Origin of the sequence: Mesorhizobium sp. M1328, assembly GCF_040318075.1 — a bacterium.
Taxonomy (GTDB): Bacteria; Pseudomonadota; Alphaproteobacteria; order Rhizobiales; family Rhizobiaceae; genus Mesorhizobium.
In genome coordinates, this window is record NZ_JAMYLO010000002.1 from 66,915 (window position 1) to 93,270 (window position 26,356).

Here is a 26,356-nt window from a genome sequence, read left to right on the forward strand (position 1 = left end):
CGACCGTGCCGGGCTATGTCTCCTGCGGCCAGCTAGTGGCTGCTACCTTAAGACGTTGCAAGTGGGCGGAGTCCGACACCGAAAAATGCAATCAGCCCGTGATCGCCTCGAAGCAATTCTTTCGCGTCTTGCCGCTCGCGTGGGCGATGAGAGCGTTTTCGTAAAGCTCTACCCGGAAGCCGCACGGGCGGCGGCGGACGCCGCCGATGCGCGGCGAAAAGCCGGCGTCACACTCGGGCTGCTCGATGGGGCGACCGTCTCGATCAAGGATCTGTTCGATGTCGCCGGCGAGCCGACCACGGCGGGCTCTCTGCTGCTCGCCACCGCAGCGCCGGCGCTGCGGGATGCCATTGTCGTGCGACGGCTGCGCCAGGCCGGTGCAGTCATCCTCGGCAAGACCAACATGACCGAGTTCGCCTTCACTGCGATCGGCGTCAACCCACATTACGGTACGCCCGGCAATGCAAGCGATGCCAGCCGTATCCCGGGCGGCTCGTCCTCAGGCGCCGCGGTTTCGGTCGGCGAAGGTACCAGCGAAATCTCCATCGGTTCCGATACCGGCGGTTCGGTACGCATTCCGGCATCGTTGAATGGCGTCGTCGGTTTCAAGCCGACGGCGCGGCGCGTGCCGCTCGCGGGTGCGTTTCCGCTGTCGGCCACGCTGGACTCGATCGGTCCGCTGGCCCGCACCGTCGCCGAATGTGCGGCGGCCGATGCAGTGATGTCGGGCGAAAACCTGGCGGCATTGTTGCCGCTGCCGCTGGACGGCCTGCGCATCGGTATTGCGCGCGGCGTGCTGTTCGATGATACGCAGGAAGAGGTCGCGACGACGTTCGACCGGTGTCTGCGCAAGATGGAGCTTAGCGGCGCACGGCTTGCGGAACTGTCGATCGACGACCTGCTTGCCGATCTGCGCGCGGCAACCAAGCGCGCGTCGATCGCGGCGATGGAAGGGGCGGAGATCCATGCCGACCGGCTGGCGACCGGAGTGGCGACGCCGGTCGACCCGCGGGTAAGCGGACCATTGTCGCGCGCCGCCGCCATTCCGGCCACGGTCTATATCAGGGCAATGCGCTGCCGCACGGCGCTGGCCGCCGCAATGGACGACCGACTGGCAGCGGTCGACGCGCTGGCCCTGCCGACCACGCCGGTGACGGCGCCGACGATCGTCTCGATGACCGACGACGAGGCTCTGTGGAACAGGACGGAAGGCCTTCTGCTGCGCAACACGCAGGTCGCCAACCAGTTCGATCTGTCAGCCATCTCGCTGCCGATGCCGGGAATGACGCGCCCGGCCGGGCTGATGCTGGTGGCGCGCAATGGCCATGACCACCACCTGCTGCGCATCGCAGCGGGCGTGGAGGCGCTGCTTGCAAATTGATCCGATAGCGCGTGTCAGCGCGACGAGCAGTGGCCGCGTTCGCTGTCCTTGGCGGCGCGTTCGATGCTGGTGGCAATCAGCCAAGGCAGGGTGTACCGCTTGCCGTTAAAGGTCCGGGTGCGGTTCTCGATCGATCCGACAACAACGACCTTGCCGGCATAGAGTTTGTCCGAAAGATCCAGCGCCTTGTCTCGCTGCGGTAGGCGATCGATGTCGATCGAAACACCTTTGATAAGCTTACCAGTAGCGAGGTCGAGTGCGCTGTTCGATGGACAGGGTGCCGCCACGCAGCGCAAGCCGTTGTCGCAGAACACGTAGCTGCCCTGTCCGTTGGCGAAGGCTTGCGCCGTCGCCACGCAGAAGCCGGCGGTCAGCAGGAATTTTGTGACGTGTGCCATGCCGGTACCGTCGCCGGCGAATTCGGGAAAATTAGGGCGCTCTCAGAAATCGGCAGGGAACCGCCGCCGGTAGTGCTCGACCACTTCGGGGTTGCGCAGATTGACCGGCAATCTGTTGGCCAGCACCAGCAAGGCTTCGCCAGCCGCGCCGACGCCCATGCGCATCATCGACTGTTCGGTGATCCCGGCCATGTGCGGGGTGACGATGACATTGTCGAAGCCGAAATAAGGATGGTTGGGCGGCAGCGGTTGTGTTGCAAAAACATCGAGCGCAGCGCCGCCGATGCGGCCCTTCTGCAAGGCCTCGATCAGCGCGTCGTCATCGATCACCGGCCCGCGCGAAACATTGATCAGCAGCGCATCCGGCTTCATCCGGTCAATGCGCTCGCGGCTGATGAGCCCCCGTGTTTCGGGCGTCAGCGGGCAGCACAGAACGATGATGTCGCTCTGCTCGATCAGCGCATCGATCGACAGGAAGCCGACCTTGTCCGGCGCCGGCCGCATGCTGCGCGTCGTCGCCACCACATTCAGATCGAACCCATGGGCCGCGATATGGCCAACCGCCTGGCCGATCGCGCCGAGGCCGACAATGCCGATCGTCTTGCCCGCTAGCTCACTGGCCACGACGGTGTGTTCGCGGCCGGCCAGCCAACCCTTCGCGCGCAAGTCGCGGTCCAACACACGAAAGCGCCTAAGCAGTGCCAGCGCCGCGAACATTACATATTCGGCGACGGATCGCGCGTTCACCCCCGGCACGTTCGCCACCAACACGCCGGCCGCATTGGCCGCTTCCATCGGTACCATGTCCAGCCCGGCGCCGTGGCGGATCGCGGCCCTGAGCTTCAACGCGCCTTCGAAAAGCGCCGCAGGCAAGGGAGCGCGAACGATGATGACATCGGCGTCCCTTGCCTCGGCGGCCAGCGTGTGCGCGTCGAGGGCGGAAGCAACGACGAGTTCGCCGGCCCCTGTCAGCATGGAAGAGGCACGGGGGTGCAGTCTGTGTGTCGACAGGATCTTGGGCATTTCAGGCCTTTTCGAGCGCTGGGCTTTCGGGTTCCGCCCCACGCCCCTCGATCAGCCCCTTCCAGTAGCTTTCCGCGCCTTGCAGGTGGGCGCTCATCAGCGCCTGGGCGAGATTGCCGTCGCGGCGCAGCAGCGCCTCGTAGATCTGGATATGCTCGGCATGGGAGCGCACGCTGCGTTCGGGATCGTTGAAATAGATCGGCAGGCGCAGCTCACCCATCATGTAGTAGACGCTGCAGATATTGTGGAAGACGCTGTTCTTGGTCGCCCGCACGATCTCGAGGTGGAACTCGCGGTCTTCCCGGGCAAGGCCTTCACCGGCGGCGATGCGATCCTCGGAGGCCTTCAGGATCTCGCGCAGCCGCTCGAAATTCTCCTCGGTGGCGCGTGAACAGGCAAGTTCGGCGGCCTTGATCTCGTGGATCTTGCGCAACTCGACCGTCTCGTAGATCTGGATGGGATCGAGCGGCAGGCCGGCGCGGGCGAACAGCGCCATCGCCTCGACGCTCGCCTGCTTCGTATCGATGTAGATGCCGGATTTCGCCCGTCGCTCGACGATGCGCATGGCCTCGAGAATGGCCAGCGCCTCGCGGATCTGGCCGCGGCTGACGCTGAAATGCTCTGCCAGTTCGCGCTCCGACGGCGTGCGGCCCGTCTCCTTGTCCGAATGGGAGAACAGATAGGCGGCGAGTTCCGCGAGAAGGTTCTTTTCTTTCATGTCAGCCGTGTTGCGCGTGCGCCTCCAGGAACCGCTCCGAAATGGTGAATCCCAGCCCGGGTCTATCAGGGATCGCTACCATACCGTCCTTTGCTTCGACAGTCTCTTCGATCAGATCGTGGATCATCGGATTGGCGCCGAGCGAATATTCGACGGTGAAGCTCGCCGGCGAAGCAGCGCAGACATGCAGCCCGGCAAAGAAGCAGGGCGCACCCGCCCAAAGGTGCGGCGCAAAGCGCAGATTAAAGGCGCTGGCGATGGTGCCGATCTTCATCGCCTCGCTGATTCCACCGCAAAAGGCCGGATCCGGCTGGAAGATATCGGCGGATTTGAGTACGGCGAGGTCGCGGAAGGCATAGCGCGTCGCCTCGCTTTCGCCGGTGGCGATCGGGATCGAGCCGCAGGCGCGCACCTCGGCCATGCCGGGCTTGTCGTCGGCGATCACCGGCTCCTCGAACCAGGCGAGATCGAGGTCGCCGGCGAGATGGATGAAGCGCTTGGCTTCGGCCACCGTGTAAGTGCCGTGCGCGTCGACCATCAGGTCGATATCGGGACCGAGCGCCTGTCTTGCGGCGCGAACGCGAGCGGCCGAGATATGTGGGGCGCCGTCCATGGCGCCGACGCGCATCTTCAGCGCCTTGAAGCCGCCGTTGGCGATGTAGGACTGCAGCTGGTCGCCGATGGCTTCCGCAGTGGCCCAGCCGCCGGAAGCATAGGCCGGCATGCGGTCCAGCTTGCGGCCGCCGAGCAGCCGCCAGACCGGAACGCCGAGCGACTTGCCAAGAATGTCCCACAATGCGATGTCGACGGCGCTGATGGCGGCGATGCTCATGCCCCGTCGTGCCAATTGCGGCATGGCATGGCCGGCGCGAGCGGCGCTGTCGTGGCGCGTGCCATTATAGAGCATCTCCCATATGACGCCGATGTCGGCCGGGTCGCGGCCAACCAGCTGCGGGCCGACCTCGTAGTTTAGCAAATGGACGAGAGCGCCGTAGCTGCCGGCGCTGCCGGCGGCATTCTTGCCTTCGCCCCAGCCGACCAGACCGTCGTCGGTTTCGATGCGCAGGATGGCGGCGTCGAATGTCGCCACCTGACCGAAGTCGCTGCGGTGTTGCTTCGCGGCTTCGATCGGTATGCGAACCCACCAGGCTTGGACCGTCTTGATGCGCATGTTCATCCTCGGCCCGGCCGCGGTGAGGCGGAAGGGCTTTTTCCAAACGGCTCAGCTACTTGATCAGCGGCAGCAGCGTTTCCGCATTGATGCGCATCTGGTCGGTGTAGAATTTTTCCGTAAGCACGCTGGAGCCGTGGTCCTGAATGAATTTCAACTGCTCCGGCGAGATGTCGACGGGGTTGCGTTCGACCATGTCGGGATAGGGGGCAGCCGGCGTGCGGTCGACGGGGGCGACGAATTCATTGGTCAGCGCGCCGTCATAGCCGATCTCCTTCAGCGTGCCGACGATCTTCGGCCAGTCGATCTGCCCGAGGCCGGCGGCGAAGCGGTTGTTGTCGGCGACATGGAAGTCGTATAGGCGCTTGCCGACCTGCCGGATGGCGTCATAGACGTTAAATTCTTCCATGTGGATGTGGTAGGCGTCGAGGCAGACGCCGCATTCGGGGCTGACCGCATCGGCCAGCGCCAGTGCCTGGGCGCCGCGGTTGAACAGATAGGTTTCAAAGCGGTTGAGCGGCTCGACCGCGATCTTGACGCCGACCTTCTTGGCGTGGGTGAAGCATTCCCGGGTGGCGTCGACCACCCATTTCCATTCCTCTTCCTCGGTGCCGTCCGGCACCACCTTGCCGACGGTGGCGGGAACCAGCGTGATGATCTCGCCATCAAGTTCGCTGACCATGGTCAGCACGTCCTTGACGTATTGCACGGAGCGCTCGCGCTGGCCCTGGTTCTTGGCGGCGAGATTGCGCTCGCCCAGCATCAGCGTCACCGCTCCCCAGCAGCGAATGCCGTGCTCCTTCAACAGCGCGCGCGTCTCCTTGGGCTTGTATTGTTCGGGTTCGCCGGAAATCTCGATCGACTCATAGCCGAATTTCTTGATGCGCTTGAGCGTCGTTTCCAGCGGCTCCGCCCGCATCCAATTGTGTGTCGAAAGATGCATGGTCTATCCTTCCCAGAATCGCCTGTACCAGTCGCCTGCGGCGCACTCTGCCGAAGCCTGCCGCATGATTCCTCCCCAAGGCGTCCCAGCATTTTTAGCAAACTGGTTCGACCAATTGGGCTTAATGGGAGGTCTACAGTAATTTCATCTGGACGGCAAGAAGTGCTGCCATCAAGCGTTGGCTCATGACTATGCTATTGATTATACTTAAACATGTGGCTTAACTCGGCATGGTTGCAGGGCTGCGGCAGCGCGTCAAACGGCTTGACCAGATTTCGGCATTTGGTAATACCAGAATAGCGGCGCCGAGCGCGCTGTGCAAAGAGACCAAAGAAGCTGGCCCTGTTTTCAATCGGCGCTATGCTTGGTCGTGAAACATAGGGAGATGCCGATGCCGACGACGATGAAGGGGCCTGGTCTGTTCCTGGCGCAGTTTGCGGGCGACGCCGCTCCGTTCAATTCGCTGGCCTCGATCACCGAATGGGCGGCTGGTCTGGGCTACAAGGGCGTGCAGATCCCGACATGGGACGCCCGACTGTTCGATCTCGAGAAGGCAGCCTCCTCCAAGGCCTATTGCGACGAGGTGAAGGGCGTCTGCGCCGATGCCGGCGTCGAGATCACCGAATTGTCGACGCATCTGCAGGGGCAGCTGGTGGCGGTGCATCCGGCCTACGATGCACAGTTCGACGGCTTCGCGCCGGCTGCGGTGCACAACAATCCAAAGGCCAGGCAGCAATGGGCGGTCGAACAGATGAAGTTCGCCGCCAAGGCGTCGAAGAATCTCGGGCTCAAGGCGTCGGTGTCGTTTTGCGGCGCCCTGGCCTTCCCATACCTCTACCCCTGGCCGCAGCGGCCGGCGGGATTGATCGAGGAAGCGTTTGCCGAACTCGGCAAACGCTGGAAGCCGATCCTCGACGTCTATGACGAGAACGGCGTCGATATCGGCTACGAAATCCATCCGGGCGAGGACGTGTTCGACGGCGCGACGTTCGAAATGTTCCTCGATGCGGTCGGCGGCCACAAGCGCTGCAACATCAACTACGACCCGTCGCACTTCCTGCTGCAGCAGCTCGATTATCTCGAATTCATCGACATCTACCACGAGCGGATCAAGGCGTTCCACGTCAAGGACGCCGAATTCAATCCGACCGGGCGGCAAGGCGTCTATTCCGGCTACCAGAGCTGGACCAACCGCGCCGGGCGTTTCCGCTCGCTCGGCGACGGGCAGGTGGATTTCGGCGGCATCTTCTCCAAGCTCACCCAATACAATTACGATTCATGGGCGGTGCTGGAATGGGAATGCTGCCTCAAGCACCCGGAGGATGGTGCGGCCGAAGGCGCTCCCTTCATCCAGCACCACATCATCAGGGTTACGGAAAAAGCGTTCGACGATTTCGCCGGCGGCACGACCGATAAAAAGGTGCTGCGCGGGATGATGGGGATCTAGCACAGATATCCCTCCCCCTCGAGGGGAGGGTGGCCCGGAGGGCCGGATGGGGTCGGTCCATGCCGAGCTTCATGCCCGGCGACCCCACCCCGACGCTACGCGTCGACCCTCCCCTCAAGGGGGAGGGGTATCTCAGATAACGAGGGAGAAAATCATGGTTGGTGCATCGAAGGCGGAAACGGGGGGCGGTCCGATCCGCTACGGCATGGTCGGCGGCGGACAAGGCGCCTTTATCGGCGCGGTGCACCGCATCGCAGCGCGCATGGATAACGAGTTCGTGCTGGTCGCCGGCGCCTTGTCGTCGGATCCGGAGCGCGCTAAGGCCTCGGCCGCCGAGCTTGGGCTCGATCCCGCACGCAGCTACGGCTCTTATGCCGAGATGGCCAAGGCGGAGGCCAAGCGGCCGGACGGCATCGAGGCGGTGGCCATCGTCACGCCGAACAATGTGCACGTGCCGGCTGCCAAGGCTTTTCTCGAGGCCGGCATCCACGTCATCTGCGACAAGCCGCTGGCGACGACGCTGGCCGAGGCAAAGAAGCTGGCGGCGCTGGTCGAAAAGACCGGCAAGGTGTTCGTGCTGACGCATAACTACACCGCCTATCCGATGGTGCGGCAGGCACGCGAGATGGTGGCCAAGGGACAGCTCGGCGATATCCGCATCGTGCAGTCGGAATATCCGCAGGACTGGCTGACCGAAGATCTGGCCGCCACCGGCCAGAAGCAGGCTGCGTGGCGCTCAGACCCCAAGCAGGCCGGTGCCGGCGGCGCGCTGGGCGACATTGGCACGCACGCCTACAACCTTGCCCGTTTCGTATCCGGGCTGGAGCTCGATTCGTTGTCGGCCGATCTCGATGCCTTCGTGCCGGGGAGGCTGCTCGACGACAACATCAATGTGCTGCTGCGCTTTAGGCCGGTCGGCGGGTCGCACCCCGCCAAGGGCATGATCTGGGCAAGCCAAGTGGCGCCCGGCCACGAGAACGGGCTGAAATTGCGCATCTACGGCTCGAAGGGCGGGCTCGAATGGGTGCAGGCCGACCCGAACTATCTCTGGTACACGCCGTTCGGCCAGCCGAAGCAGTTGATCACCCGAAACGGCGCCGGCGCGCTCCCCGTCGCCGGGCGCGTCAGCCGCGTTCCGCCAGGGCATCCGGAAGGCTATCTCGAAGGCTTTGCCAATATCTACCAGGAAGCCGCGCGGGCTATTCGTGCGGCGCGCCAGAAGGGCGGCAAGCCGGCCAAGGATGTCGTCTTCCCGACCGTGGAGGACGGCGTCGAGGGCATGGCCTTCATTGAGGCCTGCGTGAAGTCGTCGAAGAAGAATGGGGCGTGGACGAAACTTTAATCGCTGCGTCCGGTTAACGGGAAGCCCCCCTCACCCGGATTGCCAGCCGAATTGCAAGGGCAATTCGGGGCAATCCGACCTCTCCCCGAGGGGAGAGGAGATCGCCAGCGTTGGCGTCTGCTTCTTCTCCCCAGCGGGGAGAAGGTGGCCGCGAAGCGGCCGGATGAGGGGGCTTGTGGCGAAGTCGCCAGAGGAGCAAGCCCGGCCGTCAAAGGGAGGGGGCGTCGATGAAAATCGGCATGTGCATGTTGTTGTGGACGACCAGTGTCTCGAAAAAACACGAGCCGCTACTCAGGGACATCAAGGCGACCGGCTTCGACGGCGTCGAAATACCGGTCTTCTCCGGCACGCCGGACGACTACAGGAAACTCGGCGAGCTGCTCGACCGTATCGGGCTGCAACGCACCGCCGTCTCGGCGATGGGCGATCCGGCGATGAACCTGATCTCGCCGGATGCCTCGACGCGCAAGGCCGGCATCGACTACATGAAGTCGGCGATCGACTGCGCTCAGGCGCTTGGCGCGAACACGTTGAGCGGCCCGCTGCATTCGACACTCGGGGCCTTCTCCGGCAGCGGGCCGACGGCGGCCGAGAAAAAACGTTCGATCGCTTCGCAGCGCGCCATCGGTGACCATGCCGGCAACAAGGGTGTCACCATCGGGCTGGAGGCGCTCAACCGCTTCGAATGCTATCTGCTCAACACGATGGACGATTTGTCGGAGCATATCGACGCGATCGACCGGCCGCACATCAAGGCGATGTACGACACCTTCCATGCCAACATCGAAGAGGCCGACCCGATCGGCGCCTATTCGCGCAACCGCAAGAACGTCGTCCATATCCATATTTCGGAGAATGATCGCGGCGTGCCGGGCCGCGGCCACATCCCCTGGAAGGAGACTTTCTCAGCCATTCGCAACAGCGGCTATGACGATTGGCTGACAATCGAGGCGTTCGGCCGCTCGCTGAAGGATTTGGCCGCGGCCACCAAGGTGTGGCGCGACTTTTCCGAAAGCCCGGAAGCCGTCTACCGCGACGGCTACAAGCATATCAGGAATGGATGGAGGAAGGCGCCCTAACCGCACGCCTGCGCAACGCCCCCGTTAATCCTGGCCGGCCTGGATCCGGTTGTAGTCGTGGATCGTCCTGCTCAAGCGGCGGCGCAGGAAATTGGAAATGTTGTCGAAGATGAAAACGACGAGCAGGACCAAGAGCACCATGTAGAAGACATTGGCCCAGTTGGAATTGGTGCGCATCGCCTCCCAGAGCTTCAGGCCGATGCCACCGGCACCGACGGCGCCGATGATCGTCGCGCCCCTGGTGTTGGATTCCCACTGATAGAGTGTCTGGCTGATGAAGACCGGGATCACTTCCGGCAGCACGCCATAGCGCTGCACCAGCAAGCCGTTGGCGCCGGTCGACTGGATGCCCTCGCGTGGCTTGTCGTCGATGTTCTCGAGGCCTTCCGAATAGACTTTGCCGAGCGTGCCGATCTCGGTGAAGAAAATCGCGGCGCTGCCGGCAAGCGGACCCGGGCCGAAGGCGCGGGTGAAGAACAGCGCCCAGATCAGCATGTCGACCGAACGCATGAAATCGAAGAACCGCTTGAGCACCTGGCTAAGCAGGCCGCTCGGGGTGATGTTGCGTGCGGCGAAGAAGGCAAGCGGGAAGGCAACGATGCCGCCGAGCAAGGTGCCGAGAAACGCCATGACGATGGTCTGGAACAGCTTCGTCCAGACATCGCCATGCTGCCACTGGGCGTTGTTCCAGATGTTGTCGCCGGCCAGTGCCAGATTGGATGTGCCCGGCTTGAGCTGGGGTCCGGACATCAGCAACGAGACCACGTCGCCGGGTGACTTGCCGAAGAAGGGCGAGCGTGTGTCGAAGACGAAATTCGCCCAGCCAAGGAAGCGCTTGCGGACCTTGACGCGATCGACGGTCATACGGACCTCGCCGGCAAAGCCCATCCTGGCGACGATTTCGTCGTCATGCACGGTGATCCACTCCGGCACCGGGCCGGATATTACCGGTTTGCCGCTGGCCAACGACACCGGCACCGTCCGGCCAAAGGCGACAAGCGTCGCCTCGGCCTTGTCGAAGGTGACGGATTTGGCTCGGCCGTCGATCAGGATGGTGTAGGAGCCGTTGGCATTGGTGATGACCCAATCGGGATGCGGGTCTTCGCCAAGCGCCGAAAAACGCGGGTATCTGGGTGTGATCTGAGGCTGGTCGAGACGGAATTCCGGCTGCAGATCGTAGCTGATCCATTGCGTCAGGAAGAGCGGCAGGCGCTCCCAGTGCGATTCCCTCAGCACTTGCGGCAGGCTGAAGAACCACAAGGCGTAGAGGAGGTAGAGCAGGATGCCGGTGAACAGGACCAGCGGGCCGAAGCGTTTGTACAGGGGCCGCCGGAACACTTGGGGAAAGCGCTCCTCGATCGACTGCATCTCATCGGCGGTCATTGCGGCCATGGGCAGTCTTCTTGTTGATTTGCCATGATCTTTTCCAAAAACCGGAATCCACTTTTTGGGATCATGGTCAGGCGCCCATCATGAATGCCTGCTCACCGACGAGCTTGCGGCGTAGCCAGGCGGAAAACTGGTCGACGAGGAAGATCGTCGTGAACAGCAGCAGCACCAATGCCAGCGTCTTGGCGCCGAAACCGCGCGAGATGGAGAGCTTCAGTTCCTCGCCGATGCCGCCACCACCGACCGCGCCGATAATGGTCGAGATACGCACATTGATCTCGATCCTGAGCAGCGTGTACGACATGAAATTGGGCAGCACTTGCGGCAGGCCGGCAAAGCGCACGCGCTCGAACCAGTTGGCGCCGACCGCGCGCAGGCCTTCTTCGGCGCGCATGTCGATGTTTTCATTGATCTCGTAGAAGAGCTTGCCGAGGGCGCCGATCGAATGCAGGCCGATGGCGATGATGGCCGCGACCGGGCCGGTCGAGAGGATGGCTGCGAACAGGCCGGCAATGACGATCTCCGGGAAGGCGCGAAGCAGTTCCATGAAGCGCTTGACGACGAGCCTGAGCACCGGACTGGGCGTCAAGTTGCGCGCGGCGATGAAGGAAAAGGGCACCGCAAAGACAAAGCCGATGAAAGTGGAAACCAGCGCCACGTTAAGCGTGGTGAGCATCAGCTCGAAATATTCGGGTAGATAAAAGCCGCCCCAGAGATAGACGCGACCAAGCGGGAAATTGAACTCCTGGCTGCCCTTGTCGTGCGGCGATGCGATGTCGAACAGCGCCCGCCAGACGTCGTTCCAGTCCTTGGGAACAAGCCAACTAAGGAAATCCAGTATGTGCGGTAGCCGATCGAAGAAATGCCCCGCATTGGCCTCGTCGGCGAACCACATGGCTGTGCACATGGCGACAAGCAGTAAGCCGATGCCGAGCGCCGTGTAGAACCGGCGCAAGGACGTCTGGCGTCGCCAGGCGTCTGCTGCCTGCCGGACCGCGTCTGAACGAATTGTAGCGGCGAAGGTCATACGGGGTCACGAGCGGACACGCAAAAAGGGCGGCGACCGCATCGGCCCGAAAGTCGAAGTTCGACTTTCGGAAAGCACGATGCGGCATCTAAGTGTTAGAGCGTACTTTGTGCGTCCAAGTGGACGCACGTCGCTCTAATGGACGCCGCCCTTTCCGCAATTGTCGTCAGCCGCCGATCGCGGCTTTGCGGGCTTCGACGATGACGCTGTAGAAGTCCGGCTTCACCGGAACGTAGCCGGTGAAATCGCCGCCTTCGATGGCCTCGAAGCAGGGCTTGTCCTTGGCCGGCAGGCTGGTGAAGAAGTTGGCGAGCTTGGCGGTCATATCGCCGCCGAGCGCGGTGCGCACGACCAGCGGGCCGTTCGGGATCAGGCCAGAACGCCAGACTTCGACGAAGTCGTTGGGGTCGACGGCGCCCTTGGCGACTTCCTTGTGGAAGGTGCCGGACGTGTAACCGTTCTTGAAGTCGCCGATGCCGGAAGAATCGTCAACCGCCACGTCGACCTTGCCGTCGCGGACGGCGAGAACGTTGTTCTCGTGACCGCCATTGAACTGCGTCGAGGCGAAGAAGGTTTCGTTCGAAGCGCCGGTGTCCTTCGGGATCTGGGTCAGCGGGATCAGATAGCCGGAGGTCGAATCCGGGTCGGCATAGCCGAGCTTCTTGCCCTTTGCCGACTTGATGTCGGTGATGCCGGACGACTTCAGCGCCAGGCCAATCGAATAATAACCGGTCGCGCCGTCGGTCTGCTGGGTGGTGAGGATCGGGGTGACGGCGTTCGGATCCTTGAGATAGACGCTGGCATAGCCTGACGCGCCAAGCTCGGCGAAATCGAGCGTGCCGCCGAGCAGGCCCTGGATGACGCCATCATAGTCGGCAGCCGGGAACAGCGAGACCTTTTCGAAACCGAATTCGGTCTTCAGATGATCGGCGAGGCACTGAAAGTTGCGCAGCCGGTCCGCTTCGTTCTCGCCGCCGAGAATGCCGACGCGGAATTCCTTGATATCCTGGGCGTGAGCAGCACTTGCTGCGATGGCGAGCAATGAAACCGCACCGAAAACCATCTTCCTGAACATTATCTCTCTCCTGTTGGTCCCGGCCTCGCGCCGGTAGCGTTCGAATTTTTGACGGGTGCCTTTGACGCGGGCGAGCGATCAGGCCGTTCTCAGCAACCAGGAAACGCTGGCTCGAGCGGTCCGGCGGATGCAGCGATCTTCTGTTTGACGGCGACACTGGTCGAGGTGATGGCCTCGGAGATTTCGGCGCCATTGCTGTCGGCGCCGTAGACCATGCGCACGGCCTCGCGGTTGAGGTCTTCGGGCGGGCCGTCGAAGACCACCTTGCCGGCGGCCATGCCGACGATGCGGTTGCAATAGTTGCGGGCCGTATCAAGCGTATGGAGATTTGTGATGACGGTGATGCCTTCGCGCAAATTGATGTCCTGCAGCGAATCCATCACCACCTTGGCGTTGAGCGGGTCGAGCGAGGCGATCGGCTCGTCGGCGAGCAACACCTTCGGCTGTTGCATCATGGCACGCGCAATCGCAACGCGCTGCTGCTGGCCGCCGGAAAGGGTGCCAGCAGGCTGCAGCGCGGTGCGGGCGATGTCGAGGCGCTCGAGAGCTGCAACCGCCTCGGCGCATTCGCCGCGGGAAAACATGCCGAACAGGTTGGACAGGGTCGAACGGTGGTTGAGCCGGCCGAGCAGCACATTGGTCAGCACGTCGAGGCGCGGCACCAGGTTGAATTGCTGGAAGATCATGGCGCAGTCGCGCTGCCAGCGCCGGAGCGGCGAGCCGCGCAACCCGGAGACCTCGACGCCGTCGAACAGGATGGATCCCTGGCTCGGATCGATGAGGCGGTTGATCATGCGCAGAAGCGTCGATTTGCCGGCGCCGGAGCGGCCGATGATGCCGACCATCTGGCCTTGCGGAATGGAGATGTGAACATTGCTGACGGCGGTGTTCTTGCCGAACCGTCGGGTGACGCCGCGGATTTCGAGCGTAGCTGACATGGTGCAGGCTCCAGTCCAGTCGCAATTGAAGGTCTGTTAACTCTCGCTAGCGCAGCCGCATGAACCTGCGGTGTCGGATTGATGTCAGTTTTGTTACCGCCCACAGCCTCGCAGCGCGATCAACCCAGCACAACAAGCTCCTCGAAATGCTTCATGTCGCTGAAGCTGCAGAAAGCCGGTGGTCGCAGCTCGATCACCGGTGCCTGATGCGCAAGGAGCGACAGGCAGTCATCGAACAGATCCTGCCATGCGGATGCCCGGTCGTCGTCCAGGCGCCGAATCGGGTAGGCGAAGGTGATGTGGAACACATAGTTGTCGTGGTCGGGATGCCGGTATCCGAACGGCACCGACAGGGCATCGCGCCAGGAACGCATAACGCGCCGGTCCTCGGTGGAAGCGCCGGCGACGGTCAGGCCAGTCGGTACGATTTCAACGACCCTGACGTTGAAAGCACCGCAGCCTTTGAAGCCGTTCAGGCGTTCCAGATAGAGGCGGGTCATGGCGTCGATGCTGGTGTCGAGGGGCACGTCCTGCGGCCAGTAGGGAAGGCGGCGGCGATGTTCGATGATGCCCTGGAAGAGCGTCATGTGCAGGCTGGAGACCGGCGTGAAGGCCAGCCGGTCGGCATCGGGCATCGCGCGCATCCGCTCACGCACCTCGATGACCCCCGCTTCTGAAGCCGAGCCATTGACGAGATGGCAGACGACCGTGTTGCCGGGCTCGTTGAGAAAATTACCAGAGGTGTCGTAGCGCCTGCCGAGATGCAGCGGAGGGGTCGGGTTGGTGCCGGCAAAGAATCCGGCGAGCGAAGGTTTGACTGAAACAGGCATTGCGATCTCCAGAGGAAAGGCCGCGTCCTGCCCCGACGATGTGTCAGGGACATGAAAACCGTGCCAAGAAGTAGAATATCAAAGGCAGGATTCGCCAAGCGATTCTGCCGGGGTTGCACATCATCAAGATTGAAATAAAGATTCAAATCCGTATCAAAGAGAGGCTTCCTAATTGCTACGTTGGCGCCAGTGGTTGCGGCTGTATGCTGCAGGGGTAGTCGCTGCGATAAGTTTCACAGTGGCCCTGGTTTTGATGTCCGTATATCGGGTTGGTAGCTTGAACCATCCAATATCGGGATACTTGTACAATTATGGAAATGGGCGCGACGCGGCCATTATTCTAATGATTCTCATTTTTTTAATCGCGTTAGTTACGATAAATTTCGCAAATAAGATTGAAGAAAAACAAAAATCACTTGTAGATATTGGTTATGACAAAAAATTTATAGAACTTATCAGGTTAAATCAGACTGGTGTTGCTATTCTAATCACGTTAGGATTTCTTTCTATTATTTTGGACATTTGCCTGAGCGGCTGACTTATTCGGGGCGTCAACCCCCATGCTTCTCCAAAAACTGATTGGCCGACAGTTCCCGAAAATCGTCGAGCGTGGCGCGCAGCCGGGCGTGATCCCAGTCCCACCAGGCGAGCGCCTGGTAGCGTTCCGCAGTGCGGCGGTCGAAGCGTTCGCGGATCGGCTTGGCCGGTACGCCGCCGACAATGGTGTAGGGGGCCACATCCTTCGAGACGACCGCCCCGGCACCGACCGCCGCGCCATCGCCGACGGTGACGCCGGGCAGGATGGTCGAGCCGTGACCGAGCCAGGTGTCGTGGCCGATGGTGACGCGTTTGGCGCGGCGCTGAGCGAAGAATTCGCTCTCGTGCTCGGCGTCGTCCCAATAGTCGGAGGCGCGATAGGTGAAATGGTGTAGCGTCGGCCGCCAGGTCGGATGATTGGTGGCATTGATGCGCACGCTAGCGGCGATGTTGGCGAATTTGCCAATCGTCGCGCACCAGACGGCGCAGTCCTGCATCATGTAGGAATAGTCGCCGAGAATGCTCTCGGAGACCCGGCTGCGTTCGGCGATCTCGGTCCAGCGGCCAAGCGTCGAGCTCTCGATCTCCGCCGTCTCGTGGACCAGCGGCGCCTCCGACAATTTCCTCGTCATGCCGCGATTTTCCCCGCGGCGAAGGCGGTCACGTCGATGATGCGATCGGCCACAGCCTCGCGCACGTCGTGATCGTGGAAGATGCCGAGCAAAGCGACGCCCGCCGCCTTCTTCGCGGCGATCAGGGAAATCACCACGTCGCGGTTCCTGGCATCGAGCGAGGCGGTCGGCTCGTCGAGCAGCAGGATCGGGTGCTCGGTGATGAAGCCGCGCGCGATGTTGACGCGCTGCTGTTCGCCCCCGGAGAACGTCGCCGGCGGCAGCGCCCAGAGCTTCTCCGGCAGGTTCAACTGCGCCAGCAAGGCGCGCGCCTTACCGCGCGCTACTTCGCGCTCTTCGCCGCGCTCGACCAGCGGTTCGGCCACGACATCGAGCGCCGAGACGCGCGGTACAGTGCGCAGGAACTGGCTGACATAACCGATCGTGAGCCGGCGCACAGCTAGCACGGTGCGCGGGCTGGCCGAAGCCAGGTCAATCAGCCCGTCCTCGTGCTGGACGATGATCTGGCCTGCGTCGACGGCATAATTGCCGTAGAGCATTTTCAGGATCGAGCTCTTGCCGGCGCCGGACGGGCCGCCGAGCACGGAGCATTCGCCGGCCCTGATCGCGAACGAGACACCGGCGACCACCGGCAGTTTGATGCCGTCGCGCAGATGCATGGTGAAGCTCTTGGCGACATCGGAGACAACGAGCGGGGTCGGCATCAGAAGGTTCTCCAATCGTCGTTCGTTTGCGGGCCAGCACCCCCCTCTGCCTTGCCAGGCATCTCCCCCTCAAGGGGGGAGATCGGCAGCCTTTTCGTTGCGCCTGTTCTGCAACGTTGAAGAGTGGCGAAACCGAGAGCGACAGCCAATCTCCCCCCTTGAGGGGGAGATGGCCGGCAGGCCAGAGGGGGGTACGGCGGAGCAATCATCTTCAGACCTGTAGAATCGAGGAAACAAGCAATTGCGTGTAGGGCGCGCGCGGATCGTCGAGGACGCGGTCGGTGAGGCCGCTTTCGACGACGCGGCCGTCCTTCATCACCATCATGCGCTGCGACAACAGCCGCGCCACCGCGAGGTCGTGGGTGACGACGATGGCTGCCAGGCCAAGGTCGGTGACCAGCCCGCGCAACAGATCGAGCAGGCGCGCCTGCACCGAGACGTCGAGGCCGCCGGTCGGCTCGTCCATGAACACCAGCCGTGGGCCGGTAACGAGGTTGCGGGCGATCTGCAGGCGCTGGCGCATGCCGCCGGAAAAGGCGCGCGGCTCGTCGTCGATGCGGTCTTCGTCGATCTCGACACGCGACAACCAGTCGACCGCCGTCGCACGGATTCTGCCATAGTGACGGTCGCCGACCGCCATCAGCCGCTCGCCGACATTGGCGCCGGCCGACACCGTCATGCGCAGCCCGTCGGCGGGGTTCTGATGGACAAAGCCCCAATCGGTGCGCATCAGGAAGCGGCGTTCGGCCTCGCTCATGCGATAGAGTTCGCGGAACTGGCCGTCGCGCATCCGATAGCTGGCGGCGCCTGAAGAGGGCAGCAGCCGCGTCGACAGGCAGTTGAGCAGCGTCGTCTTGCCGGAACCGGATTCGCCGACCACCGCCAGCACCTCGCCCGGCCACAAATCGAAGGTGACGTTTTCACAGCCGACGCGCGAGCCGTAGAATTTGGACAGCGCCGAGACGCGCAGCAGCGGTTCGTCGGTCATTGCGCCGGCTCCGTTTTTTCCAGGGCAAGAGGGGTTTCAGGCGCAAGGTGGCCGCGATGGCCTTGTTCGCGCCGCTTCTCGCAATGATCGGTATCGGAGCAGACGAACATGTGGCCGCCATGGTCGTCGAGGATGACCTCGTCGAGATAAACGTTCTCGGCCCCGCACAGTGCGCAGGGCTGGTCGAAGGTCTGTACCTCGAACGGATGATCCTCGAAGTCGAGACTGACCACATCGGTGAAGGGCGGCAGTGCATAGATGCGCTTTTCGCGGCCGGCGCCGAACAATTGCAAAGCCGGCGAACGGTGCATCTTCGGATTGTCGAACTTCGGTGTCGGCGAGGGATCCATCACATAGCGGCCCTCGACCTTGACCGGATAGGCATAGGTCGTGGCGATGCGGCCGTGCCTGGCGATATCCTCGTAGAGTTTTACATGCATCAGACCATACTCCTCCAGCGCATGCATTTTGCGCGTCTCCGTCTCGCGTGGCTCGAGGAAGCGCAGCGGTTCGGGGATCGGCACCTGGTAGACCAGCACCTGACCGGCCGCCAAAGGGTGTTCGGGGATACGGTGGCGGGTCTGGATGACGGTCGCCTTGGCCGTCTCGGTGGTGACGGCGACATTGGCGACCTTCTTGAAGAAGGCGCGGATCGAAACCGCATTGGTGGTGTCGTCGGCGCCCTGGTCGATGACCTTGAGCACATCATCCGGGCCGATGATCGAAGCGGTGACCTGGACGCCGCCGGTGCCCCAGCCATAGGGCATCGGCATTTCGCGCGAGGCGAACGGCACCTGATAGCCAGGAATGGCGATGCCCTTGAGGATGGCGCGGCGGATCATCCGCTTGGTCTGCTCGTCGAGATAGGCGAAGTTGTAGGTGGCTATATCCGCTGGTTGTGCACTCATTCCGCTGCCTCCCTCTTCTCTTCGCCCTTGCCGGCGTTTTCGCGGGCATCATGCTCGGCGCGCATGCGGCGCACGAGGTCGAGCTCGGCCTGGAAGTCGACATAGTGCGGCAGCTTCAGATGCTCGACGAAGCCGGTCGCCTGGACATTGTCGGAATGCGAGATGACGAACTCCTCGTCCTGCGCGGCGGAGACGACGTCCTCGCCGAGTTCCGAGGCGCGTAGAGCGCGGTCACATAGCGCCATGGCCATCGCCTTGCGCTCGCTCTGGCCGAAGACGAGGCCGTAGCCGCGGGTGAATTGCGGCGGCGCCTTGGCCGAGCCCTTGAACTGGTTGACCATCTGGCATTCGGTGACGCGGATGCTGCCGAGCGGCACGGCAAAGGGCAGTTCCGGCACGTCCAGTTCCAGTTCGACCTCGCCGATGCGAACCTCGCCGACGAAGGGATGGTTGCGCGCGTAGCCGCGCTGGGTGGAATAGCCGAGCGCCAGCAGAAACCCCTCGTCGCCGCGCGACAACGCCTGCAGGCGGATGTCACGCGCCATCGGGAATTCGAGCGGCTCGCGGGTGATGTCGCCGGGGACATGATCCCCAGGCATGTCGCCGTCGGGCTCGATCAGGCCTTCGCGGGCGAGGATGGCCGAGACGCGCGGCATCGCCTCCGCTTCGCCTGCACGCTGTTCCGGTTCGGCGACATCGCCGCCGGCGGCAAGCTCGGGATCGAGCAGCCGGTGGGTGTAGTCGAAGGTCGGGCCGAGCAGCTGGCCGCCGGGCAGGTCCTTGTAGGTCGCCGACACGCGCCGCTCGACCAGCATCGTGCCGGTGTCGATCGCCCTGGTGTAGCCGAAACGCGGCAGCGTGGTGCGATAGGCGCGAACCAGGAAGATCGCCTCGATCATGTCGCCGCGCGCCTGGACGATGGCGAGTGCCGCCAGTTCGCGATCATAAAGCGAACCTTCGCTTATCACTCGGTCGACGCCGAGCGCCAGCTGCTCGACGATCTGGTCGAGCCGAAGTGCGGGCACCGAACGATCGCCGCGCCGGCGGTCGGCGAGCAGTTTGTGAGCATTGCGAATGGCCGCTTCGCCACCCTTTACCGCGACGTACATGCTACGCCTCCATGATCTTGATGCGCGTCGTACGCGGCAGGCAGGCAATTGCGTCGGTGGTGGCGAGGATGACGTCGACGCCACGCGGAAAGCGCTGGTTGTTCTGCTTCCATTGCTCGACGAAATGACGCGGCATTTGCGCCGGCGCGATCGTCGCCGTCGTCTCGATGCCGGGGCCTTCGAGCAGCAGCGGAGCGCCGGAGACGAGATCGCCGACCTCGAGGATCAGCGTCGTGGAGCGATCGGGATAATCCTGGGTGCCTTGCGAAAAGCCGTCGAGCGCCATCATCTCGGCCGGCGTGGCGATCAGCGCGAAATGCGCGTCGGCCGGGGTGTTGGCCCGCGGCGCGCCGGTATGGAAGCCAAGCCAGGATTTCATCGCCGCCGACCCCTGCAAAACCAGGTCGAGCCAGAGCGGCGTGTCGTTGTCGCACAGCGCCAGCGCAATGGCGCCGGCGGTGACCGATAGCGGCGCCGGCGGCTGGGCGAGGGCCGGCAGCGGCTGCACGCTGCCCGGGCGCACCATCGCGTCCATGACGACACGGAATACGGTCTGGGCGTTGAACACCGGGTCGGCAAAGCCGCCTTCGATCGATTGCACAGCAGCGTCCATCAGTCTTCTCCGCGCACCATGGTGAAGAAATCGACCTTGGTCGCCGCCGTCTCGGCGCGGCGCTGGTCACGCGCCTTGGCCAGTGCCGCTTGCAAGGGCGCGACGATCCTGGTCTCGACCTCGTTGCGGTAGGCAGGATCCTGCCAGAGCGCGTCGGCGATTGCCGCCAGCCTTGCCTTCTGCTTGTCGCGGCCGAGCGCATAGCAGTGGCCGACATGGCCGGACGCAAGCCGCACCGTGGCGCGGGTGACCGTCGCCTCGCCAACATTGAAGGGCGCGCCGCCGCCGCCAATGCTGCCACGCACGGTAACCAAGCCGGTTTCGGGGCCACGCAGAAGTTCCGCCTCAGAAGGCAGGCCGGCTTCGTCCCAGAGGCGGACGATATCGTCGCCGGCCGATTGGGCCAGCGTCGCCATCAAGGCCTTGCGCTCGGCCTGCTCTCGCACTTCCCGTCCTCGCATGGCCGGTGCTCCTCGTCTGCGTTCATTTGTCTATTGATATAGACAATTATACAAATTATATCTATTTTCTAATGCGTGTCCATGACGAGTGCATGACACGAGGAAAATGTCTGGGGCAAAAAGATCGGGGGCGGAAATGATCGGGCAGCCCAGCAGCATCGAGCGGCGCAGCGGTGTCGCGCTGTGGCGGCAGATCGCCGACCAGATCCTGCATTCGATCGCCGTCGGCGATTTTCCCGAGAATGCCGCGCTGCCGCCCGAGATCGCGTTGGCCGAACGCTATGGCGTCAACCGCCATACGGTGCGCAGCGCCATCGCAGCGCTGGTGCAGGAGGGTGTGCTCAGGGCGGAGCAGGGGCGCGGCACCTTCGTGCTTTCGCGCAGGCGGCTGTCCTATCCGATCGGCGCGCGCACCCGCTTTTCGGAGGGATTGCAAGGACAGGCGTCCGAGCGGCATATCACCTTGCTCGCGTCATCGGTCGAGCCGGCCAACCGTCGTGTCGCAGAGGGCTTAGGCCTTGCGAAGGGGGCCGATGTGATACGCCTGGAAACGCGCGGCGAAGCCGATGGAATGCCGGTGTCCCGCGCTGCCGGCTGGTTCGATGCCAGGCGCTTTGCCGGCATCGATGCCGCCATGGCGGAAACCGGTTCGATCACGGCATCGCTGGCACGTTTCGGCATCGACGACTATCTCCGGCAATCGACAGTGCTGTCGGCGCGCCATGCGGATGCCGCCGACCTTGCCGACCTCGAGCTGCAGCCCGGCGCCATCGTGCTGGTGACGGTCGCCGTCAACGTCACGCCCGACGGTCAGCCGATACAGTTTTCGGAGTCGCGCTTCCCGGCCGAGCGGATCGAGCTCAAACTGTCGGCGCTCTGAGATGCGCCAGCCCTGGCATCATCCGACCTGAATGACAGCCTTGATCAGGCCGGACTTCTCATGCGCCCAGCGGGCGAGGTCACGCGGCGTCTCGCCAAGCGTGGTGCGGTGGGTGACCAGCTTTGCCAGCGGCACCGCGCCGTTGCGGATCGAGGCGGCGACATGGTCGAAATCGGCACGCAGGGCGTTGCGGCTGCCGATCAGCATCATCTCGCGCTTGTGGAATTCGGGATCGGAAAAGGCGATGTCGTCCTTGACGACGCTGACCAGGACCAGCGCCCCGCCATGCGCGACATGGGCGAAGGCCGACTGCACCGACCGGGTGCTGCCGGTGGCGTCGAAGACCACATCGAAGCCGTCGCCGCCGGTTGCTTCCCGCACCAGGTCGGCAGCGGTGCCTCGCGAGCCGTCGAGGGTCGCGAAGCCGAGTTCGCTTTCGGCGAAACCCAGCCTCTCCGCACTCATGTCGAGCAGCGTCACGTCGAGCCCGGCGATGCGGGCGAACAGCGCCGTGCCGAGCCCGATCGGGCCGGCGCCGATGACCAGCGTGCGCGCACCTGGATCAACCAGCGAGCGCCGCACGGCATGGGCGCCGATCGCCAGGAATTCGACGGCGGCGGCATCGGCCAGCGACAGGCCGTTTGCCGGATAAAGATTTTGCGCCGGCACCAGGAGCTGCTCGCACATGGCGCCGTCGCGGTGGACGCCGAGCACCTCGATCCTGACGCAGCAATTGGGCTTGCCTTGCCGGCAGGCGATGCATTTGCCGCAGGCGAGATAGGGATTGACGATCACCGCTTCGCCGACGGCGAGATCGACGTCCTCGCCAACCTCGATCACGGTGCCGGAAACCTCGTGGCCCATGATGCGGGGATAGGCGAGGAACGGGTGCTTGCCTTCGAAGATGTGATAGTCGGTGCCGCAGATGCCGACATGGCTGACGGCGACCAGCGCCCAGCCGGCGGGCGGCGCGCCAGGCGCCGGGCGATCTTCGAGGACAAGTTCGCCGGGCGAGCGGCAGACGACGGCTTTCATGCTTCAATCCAGTCGGTTCATGGCACCGCCGGCTCTGCTGTCGCGAGGCCGGCTGTTGGGAGGCGATCTATTTGCCGCGGCGGCGCAGCCCGTCGAAATAGACTATGACGATGATCAGCACGCCGGTGATGATGCGCTGCCAGAAGGCGTTGACGTTAAGCAGATTGGCGCCGTTGTTGATGGTGGCAAGGATGAAGGCGCCGAGCAGCGGCCCGTGCACGGAGCCGACAGCGCCGAACAACGAGGTGCCGCCGATCACCGAGGAGGCGATCGCCTGCAATTCCCAGCCCTCGGCCTGCGTCGGATTGCCGATGCCGATGCGCGAGGCAAGCAGCACGCCGACGAAGGCCGCGCACAGCCCGGACAGCGTGTAGGCCATGTAGATGGTGCGCTGGACGTTGACGCCCGACAGACGCGACGCCTCGGCGTTGGAGCCGACCGAGAACAGATAGCGGCCCCAGCGGCTGTGGTGCAGGAAGATGTAGGCCGGGATGCCGACCAGGATCACCATCCAGAACAGATTGGGGACGCCGACGAAGGAACTGCGCGAGAACGTCTGGAAGGCGTCGTTGTTGATCGAGATCGAGTTGCCGTTGGTCATCAACAGGCCGATGCCGCGCAGCGAGGTCAGCGTTGCCAGGGTGATGATGAAGGGCGGCAGGCCCATCTTGACGATGCCGAAGCCATGGAACATGCCGATGGCGACGCCGACCAGCAAGGTGATCAGGATGGCGAGGAAAACCGGTGTGCCGGCGTTGATCAGCATCGCGACGATGACGGTGGCGAAGCCGACCACGGCGCCGACGGAAAGGTCGATGCCGCCGGTGATGATGACGAAGGTCTGGCCGACCGCCAGGATGGCGATCATCGACCCTTGCCGCAACAGGTTGGAGATGTTGTTGGCGGAGGCGAAGCTCGGCGTCGCCACCGACAGGATGACCCACAAAAGAACCAGCAGCGCCAGCAGTGTCAGCCCGAACAGGGCGTTGTAATTGCGTTTCGGCCTTTCGACAGCGATCGCCTCGGTGCTCATATCCGTCCTCCCGGTTTTTCTTGTTTCTCGGCCAGCGCCTGGGTGAGGATCTCCTCGTGGTCAGCGGTACGAAACCCATGCGTGGCCACCAGCTTGCCGCGCCGGAACACGTGCAGCGTGTCGGCGAGCTCATAGACCTCCGGCAGGTAGGACGAGATCAGGATGATGCCGGCTCCCTTGGACAGCAGCGCGCCAAACAGGCGGTAGATCTCGGCCTTGGTGCCGACATCGACGCCGACAGTCGGCTCGTCGAAGATGAACAGCTTGGCGCCATGGGCGAGCCATTTGCCGATGACGATCTTCTGCTGGTTGCCGCCGGACAGGCTGGAGGCCAGCGCGCCGCGCGTCGGCGTCTTGATGCGCAGGTCGGCGATCTGGCGATCGGCTTGCGCCTTTTCCTGCGCGCGGGAGATCAGCAGATTATTCGAGATGCGCTTGTAAATCGGCAGATTGAGGTTGAGCCCGACCGGCAGGTTGAGGCAGAGGCCCTGGTCGCGGCGGCTTTCCGGGGCCAGCGCCATGCCGAGCCTGATCGCGTCATGTTCGGAATTGACCTTGACCTCCTTGCCCTCCCACAGGATCTGGCCGGCCGATTTGCGGTGCCGGCCATAGAGCGTGGTGACGAACTCGCTGCGGCCGGCGCCGATCAGGCCGTAGAGGCCGACGATCTCGCCGGCGCGGACGGACATCGAGACATTTTCGAAACCCTTGCCGGACAGGTTCCTGGTTTCTACAAGCATCGCGCCGGGGGTGAAATGCTCCTTGTGGTAGACCTGCTCGATCGAGCGGTTGATCATCATCTTGACCAGCTCGGCGTCATTGGTCTCGGCGATATTCCTGGTGCCGACCAGCGTGCCGTCGCGCAGCACCGAGACGCGGTCGGCGAGCTCGAACACTTCTTCCATGCGATGGCTGATGTAGATGATGGTGACGCCTTCGCCCTTCAGCCGGCGGATCAGCGTGAACAGCTGGTCGGCCTCCTTGCGGGTGAGGTAGGCGGTCGGTTCGTCGAAGATCAGGAATTTGGTGCCGCGCACGGTGGCGCGGGCGGCGGCGATCAGTTGCTGCTGGCCGATGGTCAGGTCACCCAGCATGACATGCGCCGGCAGGTCGAAGCCGAGATCGTCGATGATCTTCTGCGCCTGCCTGACCATCGCCCGCTGCTGCAGGATGCCGAAACGTGCATCCTCCTCGCCGAGGAACATGTTGGCGGCGACGGTGAGATGGCGGCACAGGACGACTTCCTGATGCACGGCATTGATGCCGAGCGCCATCGCCTCATGCGGCGTTGCCAATGCGGCAGGCTTGCCCTCCCAGATGACGTCGCCGGAGGTGCGCGGCATGACGCCGGTCAGAAGCTTGATCAGGGTGGATTTGCCGGCGCCGTTCTCGCCGACGATGGCGTGGATCTCGCCGGCCTTGAAGGCGAGGTCGACAGGCTTCAGCGCGTGGGTGCCGGGATAGCGCTTTTCCAGCCCTTGCAGTTCGAGAATGGTCCTGCCCGGTTCCAGCGTTGGGGCCGGATGGAGTTCCTGCGCCGTCGACATCATGACAATCCTCCCAGATTGGCCCCCAAAGATTGGCCTCGCGATTGGCACGAGTGGGATGTTTCCGGGGCGAAAAGGCCCCGGAAACAGTTCACTTGCGGCGATCCTCAGTCGAGCTTCGGATTGAGCAGCGCGTCGATCTTCGGATCCTTCATGTTGGCCTTGGTGACCAAATTGGCGCCGGTGTCGACATTGGCCTCGACCTTCTCGCCTTTCGAGGCGGCGAGCGCCGTCTTGATGCCGTCATAGCCCATCCGGTACGGATCCTGGACGACGAGAGCCGAAATGACGCCGTCGTTGAGGAATTTGATCAGCTTCTCGTCGCTGTCGAAGCCGACCAGCCCGACCTTGCCTGCGAGGCTGTTCTCGGCGATCGCCTGACCGACGCCCTGCGCCATGATCAGGTTGGAGGCGAAAATGCCCTTGAGGTTGGGGTTGGCGGTGATCAGGTCGGTGGCGATGTTGAGGCCGGTGGTGGCCTGGCCGTCGGCGTATTTGTCGGCGACCAGCTTGAGGCCCGGATATTTGGCGGCGAGCTGTTCCTTGAAGCCCTGGGCGCGCTGTTCGAGCGAGCCGGCGCCCGGAAGCGCGGTGATCAGGGCGACGTCGCCCTCAATCTTGCCGCCATTGGCTTCGCCGATGGCTGCGGCAAGGCCGTCAGCGGCGACGCGGCCGCCCTGGATGTTGTCGGTGGTCAGGAACGAGGTGAAGGCCTTGGAGTCGGCGCCGGAGTCGATACCGATGATCTTGACCTTGGTGGCGGCCTCGTCGATCGGCTTGCCGAGCGCCTTGGCTTCGGTCGGCGCGATGACGACGGCGGCCGGGTTGCCGGCGACGGCATTTTCGAGGATCGAAATCTGGCCGTTGACGTCGGTCTCGGCCTGGGCGCCGAGTTCCGGCACGTTGACGCCGAGATCCTTGCCGGCCTTACGGGCGCCGGCCAGAACGATCTGCCAGTAGAAGGACGTAGTATCCTTGACGATGATCGGAATGGTCGCGTCAGCCGCGGATGCCGGTGCCGAATGCATCACGCCGGCAAGCATCGAGGCGGCCGTGAGTGCCACGAAGGCGCGGCGATTGAGAATGCTGGTCACGAATTTCATTAGGAGTCCTCCCTAAGTCGCCCGGTGAATGTTACGGAAGCTCCA

The 26,356-nt window shown here is 63.4% G+C and carries 26 protein-coding genes; 5 read left to right on the plus strand and 21 right to left on the minus strand.

Annotation, left to right across the window (positions count from 1 at the left end; genetic code table 11):
• Positions 1-85: 85 nt before the first annotated feature.
• The gene (locus NKH23_RS04870) at positions 86-1,381 is read left to right on the plus strand and encodes an amidase (protein ID WP_352714050.1); all 1,296 of its coding nucleotides are present in this window, start codon (positions 86-88) and stop codon (positions 1,379-1,381) included.
• A gap of 14 nt (positions 1,382-1,395) precedes the next feature.
• On the opposite strand, the gene NKH23_RS04875 is transcribed toward NKH23_RS04870, so the two are convergent.
• Genes NKH23_RS04875 through NKH23_RS04895 form a run of 5 tightly spaced genes read right to left on the minus strand, consistent with a single transcriptional unit; the run spans position 1,396 to position 5,634 of the window.
• Positions 1,396-1,779, minus strand: a complete 384-nt coding sequence (locus NKH23_RS04875) for a hypothetical protein (protein WP_352714048.1) — start codon at positions 1,777-1,779, stop codon at positions 1,396-1,398.
• Positions 1,780-1,821: 42 nt separating this feature from the next.
• Positions 1,822-2,802, minus strand: coding sequence for a hydroxyacid dehydrogenase (locus NKH23_RS04880; protein WP_352910517.1), 981 nt, complete (start codon positions 2,800-2,802; stop codon positions 1,822-1,824).
• 1 nt (position 2,803) lies between these two features.
• The gene (locus NKH23_RS04885) at positions 2,804-3,520 is read right to left on the minus strand and encodes a FadR/GntR family transcriptional regulator (protein ID WP_352714040.1); all 717 of its coding nucleotides are present in this window, start codon (positions 3,518-3,520) and stop codon (positions 2,804-2,806) included.
• A gap of 1 nt (position 3,521) precedes the next feature.
• Positions 3,522-4,691, minus strand: coding sequence for a mandelate racemase/muconate lactonizing enzyme family protein (locus NKH23_RS04890; RefSeq protein WP_352714036.1), 1,170 nt, complete (start codon positions 4,689-4,691; stop codon positions 3,522-3,524).
• Between the two features lie 55 nt (positions 4,692-4,746).
• A complete protein-coding gene (locus NKH23_RS04895) occupies positions 4,747-5,634 on the minus strand; it encodes a sugar phosphate isomerase/epimerase family protein (protein WP_352469252.1) in 888 nt (295 codons plus the stop codon).
• 391 nt (positions 5,635-6,025) lie between these two features.
• On the opposite strand from NKH23_RS04895, the gene NKH23_RS04900 reads away from it, so the two are divergent.
• From NKH23_RS04900 to NKH23_RS04910, 3 genes are all read left to right on the plus strand, one after another.
• Entirely contained in the window at positions 6,026-7,081 is a 1,056-nt protein-coding gene (locus tag NKH23_RS04900; protein WP_352714029.1) for a sugar phosphate isomerase/epimerase family protein, read from the plus strand.
• Positions 7,082-7,235: 154 nt separating this feature from the next.
• Entirely contained in the window at positions 7,236-8,423 is a 1,188-nt protein-coding gene (locus NKH23_RS04905; RefSeq protein WP_352714026.1) for a Gfo/Idh/MocA family protein, read from the plus strand.
• A 227-nt stretch (positions 8,424-8,650) separates the two neighbouring features.
• A complete protein-coding gene (locus tag NKH23_RS04910) occupies positions 8,651-9,502 on the plus strand; it encodes a sugar phosphate isomerase/epimerase family protein (RefSeq protein ID WP_352910524.1) in 852 nt (283 codons plus the stop codon).
• A 24-nt stretch (positions 9,503-9,526) separates the two neighbouring features.
• Here NKH23_RS04910 and phnE (NKH23_RS04915) read toward each other — a convergent pair whose 3' ends face one another.
• The 12 genes from phnE (NKH23_RS04915) to phnG all read right to left on the minus strand — a co-directional run bounded on the left by phnE (NKH23_RS04915) (position 9,527) and on the right by phnG (position 20,713).
• Complete coding sequence (phnE, locus tag NKH23_RS04915; protein WP_352714019.1) at positions 9,527-10,894, minus strand: phosphonate ABC transporter, permease protein PhnE; 1,368 nt, start codon at positions 10,892-10,894, stop codon at positions 9,527-9,529.
• Between the two features lie 67 nt (positions 10,895-10,961).
• Positions 10,962-11,918, minus strand: coding sequence for a phosphonate ABC transporter, permease protein PhnE (phnE, locus tag NKH23_RS04920; RefSeq protein WP_352714016.1), 957 nt, complete (start codon positions 11,916-11,918; stop codon positions 10,962-10,964).
• A gap of 166 nt (positions 11,919-12,084) precedes the next feature.
• The gene (gene phnD, locus NKH23_RS04925; RefSeq protein WP_352714014.1) at positions 12,085-12,993 is read right to left on the minus strand and encodes a phosphonate ABC transporter substrate-binding protein; all 909 of its coding nucleotides are present in this window, start codon (positions 12,991-12,993) and stop codon (positions 12,085-12,087) included.
• A gap of 89 nt (positions 12,994-13,082) precedes the next feature.
• The gene (gene phnC, locus NKH23_RS04930) at positions 13,083-13,931 is read right to left on the minus strand and encodes a phosphonate ABC transporter ATP-binding protein (protein ID WP_352910528.1); all 849 of its coding nucleotides are present in this window, start codon (positions 13,929-13,931) and stop codon (positions 13,083-13,085) included.
• 119 nt (positions 13,932-14,050) lie between these two features.
• Complete coding sequence (locus NKH23_RS04935) at positions 14,051-14,761, minus strand: DUF1868 domain-containing protein (RefSeq protein WP_352910531.1); 711 nt, start codon at positions 14,759-14,761, stop codon at positions 14,051-14,053.
• Between the two features lie 551 nt (positions 14,762-15,312).
• Positions 15,313-15,930 carry a DapH/DapD/GlmU-related protein gene (locus tag NKH23_RS04940; RefSeq protein ID WP_352714004.1) on the minus strand — a complete coding sequence of 206 codons (618 nt, stop codon included), beginning with the start codon at positions 15,928-15,930 and terminating at the stop codon, positions 15,313-15,315.
• Complete coding sequence (phnL, locus tag NKH23_RS04945) at positions 15,927-16,634, minus strand: phosphonate C-P lyase system protein PhnL (protein ID WP_352910534.1); 708 nt, start codon at positions 16,632-16,634, stop codon at positions 15,927-15,929. The genes NKH23_RS04940 and phnL overlap by 4 nt, the downstream gene beginning before the upstream one ends.
• Before the next feature lie 211 nt (positions 16,635-16,845).
• A complete protein-coding gene (phnK, locus tag NKH23_RS04950; RefSeq protein ID WP_352713996.1) occupies positions 16,846-17,622 on the minus strand; it encodes a phosphonate C-P lyase system protein PhnK in 777 nt (258 codons plus the stop codon).
• Positions 17,619-18,530: an alpha-D-ribose 1-methylphosphonate 5-phosphate C-P-lyase PhnJ gene (locus tag NKH23_RS04955; RefSeq protein WP_352713992.1), complete on the minus strand. Its 912-nt coding sequence runs from the start codon at positions 18,528-18,530 to the stop codon at positions 17,619-17,621. Before NKH23_RS04955 ends, phnK begins: the two co-directional genes overlap by 4 nt.
• Positions 18,527-19,639: a carbon-phosphorus lyase complex subunit gene (locus tag NKH23_RS04960; protein WP_352910537.1), complete on the minus strand. Its 1,113-nt coding sequence runs from the start codon at positions 19,637-19,639 to the stop codon at positions 18,527-18,529. The genes NKH23_RS04955 and NKH23_RS04960 overlap by 4 nt, the downstream gene beginning before the upstream one ends.
• A 1-nt stretch (position 19,640) precedes the next feature.
• A complete protein-coding gene (gene phnH, locus NKH23_RS04965) occupies positions 19,641-20,252 on the minus strand; it encodes a phosphonate C-P lyase system protein PhnH (protein ID WP_352978183.1) in 612 nt (203 codons plus the stop codon).
• Positions 20,252-20,713 carry a phosphonate C-P lyase system protein PhnG gene (gene phnG, locus NKH23_RS04970; RefSeq protein WP_352713981.1) on the minus strand — a complete coding sequence of 154 codons (462 nt, stop codon included), beginning with the start codon at positions 20,711-20,713 and terminating at the stop codon, positions 20,252-20,254. Before phnG ends, phnH begins: the two co-directional genes overlap by 1 nt.
• Before the next feature lie 136 nt (positions 20,714-20,849).
• Here phnG and phnF point away from each other — a divergent pair, with 136 nt between their 5' ends.
• Positions 20,850-21,593, plus strand: coding sequence for a phosphonate metabolism transcriptional regulator PhnF (gene phnF / locus NKH23_RS04975; protein ID WP_352713977.1), 744 nt, complete (start codon positions 20,850-20,852; stop codon positions 21,591-21,593).
• Between the two features lie 18 nt (positions 21,594-21,611).
• Here the strand turns inward: phnF and NKH23_RS04980 are convergent, their stop codons facing one another.
• From NKH23_RS04980 to NKH23_RS04995, 4 genes are all read right to left on the minus strand, one after another.
• A complete protein-coding gene (locus NKH23_RS04980; RefSeq protein WP_352978187.1) occupies positions 21,612-22,628 on the minus strand; it encodes a zinc-binding alcohol dehydrogenase family protein in 1,017 nt (338 codons plus the stop codon).
• 67 nt (positions 22,629-22,695) lie between these two features.
• Positions 22,696-23,661, minus strand: a complete 966-nt coding sequence (locus NKH23_RS04985; protein ID WP_292664616.1) for an ABC transporter permease — start codon at positions 23,659-23,661, stop codon at positions 22,696-22,698.
• On the minus strand, positions 23,658-25,211 hold the full coding sequence (locus NKH23_RS04990; RefSeq protein ID WP_292664617.1) for a sugar ABC transporter ATP-binding protein: 1,554 nt from the start codon (positions 25,209-25,211) through the stop codon (positions 23,658-23,660). Before NKH23_RS04990 ends, NKH23_RS04985 begins: the two co-directional genes overlap by 4 nt.
• 104 nt (positions 25,212-25,315) lie before the next feature.
• Positions 25,316-26,311, minus strand: coding sequence for an ABC transporter substrate-binding protein (locus tag NKH23_RS04995; protein WP_352713967.1), 996 nt, complete (start codon positions 26,309-26,311; stop codon positions 25,316-25,318).
• Positions 26,312-26,356 lie beyond the last annotated feature (45 nt).

Excerpts from the sequence above, each read along its gene's own strand:
- NKH23_RS04870 (WP_352714050.1), top strand. The coding sequence starts at position 86 with ATGCAATCAGCCCGTGATCGCCTCGAAGCAATTCTTTCGCGTCTTGCC.
- NKH23_RS04875 (WP_352714048.1), bottom strand. The coding sequence starts at position 1,779 with ATGGCACACGTCACAAAATTCCTGCTGACCGCCGGCTTCTGCGTGGCG.
- NKH23_RS04880 (WP_352910517.1), bottom strand. The coding sequence starts at position 2,802 with ATGCCCAAGATCCTGTCGACACACAGACTGCACCCCCGTGCCTCTTCC.
- NKH23_RS04885 (WP_352714040.1), bottom strand. The coding sequence starts at position 3,520 with ATGAAAGAAAAGAACCTTCTCGCGGAACTCGCCGCCTATCTGTTCTCC.
- NKH23_RS04890 (WP_352714036.1), bottom strand. The coding sequence starts at position 4,691 with ATGCGCATCAAGACGGTCCAAGCCTGGTGGGTTCGCATACCGATCGAA.
- NKH23_RS04895 (WP_352469252.1), bottom strand. The coding sequence starts at position 5,634 with ATGCATCTTTCGACACACAATTGGATGCGGGCGGAGCCGCTGGAAACG.
- NKH23_RS04900 (WP_352714029.1), top strand. The coding sequence starts at position 6,026 with ATGCCGACGACGATGAAGGGGCCTGGTCTGTTCCTGGCGCAGTTTGCG.
- NKH23_RS04905 (WP_352714026.1), top strand. The coding sequence starts at position 7,236 with ATGGTTGGTGCATCGAAGGCGGAAACGGGGGGCGGTCCGATCCGCTAC.
- NKH23_RS04910 (WP_352910524.1), top strand. The coding sequence starts at position 8,651 with ATGAAAATCGGCATGTGCATGTTGTTGTGGACGACCAGTGTCTCGAAA.
- phnE (WP_352714019.1), bottom strand. The coding sequence starts at position 10,894 with ATGGCCGCAATGACCGCCGATGAGATGCAGTCGATCGAGGAGCGCTTT.
- phnE (WP_352714016.1), bottom strand. The coding sequence starts at position 11,918 with ATGACCTTCGCCGCTACAATTCGTTCAGACGCGGTCCGGCAGGCAGCA.
- phnD (WP_352714014.1), bottom strand. The coding sequence starts at position 12,993 with ATGTTCAGGAAGATGGTTTTCGGTGCGGTTTCATTGCTCGCCATCGCA.
- phnC (WP_352910528.1), bottom strand. The coding sequence starts at position 13,931 with ATGTCAGCTACGCTCGAAATCCGCGGCGTCACCCGACGGTTCGGCAAG.
- NKH23_RS04935 (WP_352910531.1), bottom strand. The coding sequence starts at position 14,761 with ATGCCTGTTTCAGTCAAACCTTCGCTCGCCGGATTCTTTGCCGGCACC.
- NKH23_RS04940 (WP_352714004.1), bottom strand. The coding sequence starts at position 15,930 with ATGACGAGGAAATTGTCGGAGGCGCCGCTGGTCCACGAGACGGCGGAG.
- phnL (WP_352910534.1), bottom strand. The coding sequence starts at position 16,634 with ATGCCGACCCCGCTCGTTGTCTCCGATGTCGCCAAGAGCTTCACCATG.
- phnK (WP_352713996.1), bottom strand. The coding sequence starts at position 17,622 with ATGACCGACGAACCGCTGCTGCGCGTCTCGGCGCTGTCCAAATTCTAC.
- NKH23_RS04955 (WP_352713992.1), bottom strand. The coding sequence starts at position 18,530 with ATGAGTGCACAACCAGCGGATATAGCCACCTACAACTTCGCCTATCTC.
- NKH23_RS04960 (WP_352910537.1), bottom strand. The coding sequence starts at position 19,639 with ATGTACGTCGCGGTAAAGGGTGGCGAAGCGGCCATTCGCAATGCTCAC.
- phnH (WP_352978183.1), bottom strand. The coding sequence starts at position 20,252 with ATGGACGCTGCTGTGCAATCGATCGAAGGCGGCTTTGCCGACCCGGTG.
- phnG (WP_352713981.1), bottom strand. The coding sequence starts at position 20,713 with ATGCGAGGACGGGAAGTGCGAGAGCAGGCCGAGCGCAAGGCCTTGATG.
- phnF (WP_352713977.1), top strand. The coding sequence starts at position 20,850 with ATGATCGGGCAGCCCAGCAGCATCGAGCGGCGCAGCGGTGTCGCGCTG.
- NKH23_RS04980 (WP_352978187.1), bottom strand. The coding sequence starts at position 22,628 with ATGAAAGCCGTCGTCTGCCGCTCGCCCGGCGAACTTGTCCTCGAAGAT.
- NKH23_RS04985 (WP_292664616.1), bottom strand. The coding sequence starts at position 23,661 with ATGAGCACCGAGGCGATCGCTGTCGAAAGGCCGAAACGCAATTACAAC.
- NKH23_RS04990 (WP_292664617.1), bottom strand. The coding sequence starts at position 25,211 with ATGATGTCGACGGCGCAGGAACTCCATCCGGCCCCAACGCTGGAACCG.
- NKH23_RS04995 (WP_352713967.1), bottom strand. The coding sequence starts at position 26,311 with ATGAAATTCGTGACCAGCATTCTCAATCGCCGCGCCTTCGTGGCACTC.